The sequence below is a fragment of the Rhizobiaceae bacterium genome (assembly GCA_023953845.1).
Lineage (GTDB): Bacteria > Pseudomonadota > Alphaproteobacteria > Rhizobiales > Rhizobiaceae > Arvimicrobium.
Window position 1 is genome coordinate 1 of record JAMLJC010000006.1, and the last position, 1,948, is coordinate 1,948.

The window sequence follows — 1,948 nt, forward strand, 5'->3', positions numbered from 1 at the left end:
ACGTCACCGTGCTGCTGGTCGAGCAGAACGCCTTCGGCGCGCTGTCGATCGCCGACCGCGGCTACGTCATGGAAACCGGGCGCATCATCATGGGCGGCCCGGCGGCCGAGCTGATCGCCGACGAGAAGGTGAGGGAAGCCTATCTGGGGATTTGACGCCGGGGGTGCTATAATCCCGCCGTCGCGATATGTTACAATTTGGCCGTAAAATTCTGTTGAAATGTAACGCATCGAATGCTAAATAGATAACCGTCCGGTCGGTCAATGAATAATCGACGCGACCGGACGCCAATGCGAGGCCCGGCAGCGCGGCAAGGAGGAAAGCCATGTATGCCCAGATGGTCAGGACCGACAGCGACGGCGTGAAGTCTCTCGAGGAGATGTCGTTGCAGGAACGCGCGTTTCAGGACCGCGTCGATGCCGGCGAGAAGATCGAGCCGAAGGACTGGATGCCCGAAGCCTACCGCAAGACGCTGATCCGCCAGATCGGCCAGCATGCCCATTCCGAGATCGTCGGGCAGTTGCCCGAAGGCAACTGGATCACCCGCGCCCCGACGCTGGAGCGCAAGGCGATCCTGCTCGCCAAGGTGCAGGACGAGGCCGGCCACGGCCTTTACCTCTACTGCGCCGCCGAGACGCTCGGCGTCAGCCGCGACGAGCTGCTCGACAAGCTGCATTCGGGGAAGATGAAATACTCCTCGATCTTCAACTATCCGACGCTGAACTGGGCCGATATCGGCGCGGTCGGCTGGCTGGTCGACGGCGCGGCGATCATGAACCAGGTGCCGCTCCAGCGCACCTCCTACGGCCCCTACAGCCGCGCGATGATCCGCATCTGCAAGGAGGAGAGCTTCCACCAGCGGCAGGGCTACGACATCATGATGAAGATGGCTGAAGGTTCGCCAGCCCAGAAGGCGATGGCGCAGGATGCGCTGAACCGCTTCTGGTATCCGTCGCTGATGATGTTCGGCCCCTCCGACAAGGATTCGGTCCACTCGGCGCAGTCGATGGCGTGGAAGATCAAGATCAACACCAATGACGAGCTGCGGCAGAAATTCGTCGACCAGACCGTGCCGCAGGCGAAATATCTCGGCCTGACCATCCCCGACGACAAGCTGGCCTGGAACGAGGAAAAGGGCGGCTACGACTTTTCCGAGCCGGACTGGAGCGAGTTCTTCGAGGTGATTTCCGGCAACGGGCCGTGCAACCGCGAGCGCCTCGGCGCGCGCGTCAAGGCGTGGGAGGACGGCGCCTGGTTCCGCGAAGGGCTGATGGCCCATGCGCGCAAGAAGGAGGCGCGCCGCGCGGCCGCCTGAGGCCGCGCGCGCCGAAAAAAGAACAGCCAGCCGGGCGGTTATCGCGCCCATCGGGACAGCCAGCGACAGGAGGAAGCGCCATGTCTCACGAATGGCCTCTATGGGAGATTTTCATCCGCGGCCAGCACGGCCTCAACCATCGCCACGTCGGCAGCTTGCACGCGCCCGACGCCGAGATGGCGATCAAGAACGCCCGCGACGTCTACACCCGCCGCAACGAGGGCGTATCGATCTGGGTGGTGCGCTCGTCCGAGATCGCGGCGAGCTCGCCCTCCGACAAGGGACCGCTGTTCGAGCCGTCCAACTCCAAAGTCTACCGCCACCCGACCTTCTTCAAGATTCCCGACGAAGTGGGGCATATGTGATGGCCGCGCTTCTCGACGCCGACACCGGGGCCGATATCGACCGCGCCGGCCTGACCGAGTTCCTGCTGCGCATGGGCGACAACGCGCTCGTCCTCGGCCATCGCGTCTCGGAATGGTGCGGCCACTCGCCGGTGCTGGAGGAGGACATCGCGCTCGCCAACACCGCGCTCGACCTGATCGGCCAGACCCAGCTCTGGCTCGGCCTTGCCGGCGAGGTCGAGGGCAAGGGCCGCACGGCCGACAACCTCGCCTATCTGCGCGACGCGCA

At 64.4% G+C, this 1,948-nt stretch carries 4 protein-coding genes; all 4 read left to right on the forward strand.

All coding sequences use genetic code 11. The features are described from left to right. Positions 1-155, forward strand: a 155-nt coding sequence (locus M9955_26545) for an ABC transporter ATP-binding protein (protein MCO5085208.1), incomplete at its 5' end; no start/stop codon positions are given. A 170-nt stretch (positions 156-325) separates the two neighbouring features. Then, a complete protein-coding gene (gene paaA / locus M9955_26550; GenBank protein ID MCO5085209.1) occupies positions 326-1,315 on the forward strand; it encodes a 1,2-phenylacetyl-CoA epoxidase subunit A in 990 nt (329 codons plus the stop codon). Between the two features lie 80 nt (positions 1,316-1,395). Beyond that, on the forward strand, positions 1,396-1,680 hold the full coding sequence (gene paaB / locus M9955_26555; protein ID MCO5085210.1) for a 1,2-phenylacetyl-CoA epoxidase subunit B: 285 nt from the start codon (positions 1,396-1,398) through the stop codon (positions 1,678-1,680). Next, positions 1,680-1,948 (forward strand): phenylacetate-CoA oxygenase subunit PaaI (locus M9955_26560; protein ID MCO5085211.1); only part of this gene is annotated, 269 nt, incomplete at its 3' end. The genes paaB and M9955_26560, both read left to right, overlap by 1 nt.

What these genes read in the sequence shown, in the direction of transcription:
- paaB (MCO5085210.1), top strand. Translation starts at nt 1,396, where the DNA reads ATGTCTCACGAATGGCCTCTATGGGAGATTTTCATCCGCGGCCAGCAC.
- paaA (MCO5085209.1), top strand. Translation starts at nt 326, where the DNA reads ATGTATGCCCAGATGGTCAGGACCGACAGCGACGGCGTGAAGTCTCTC.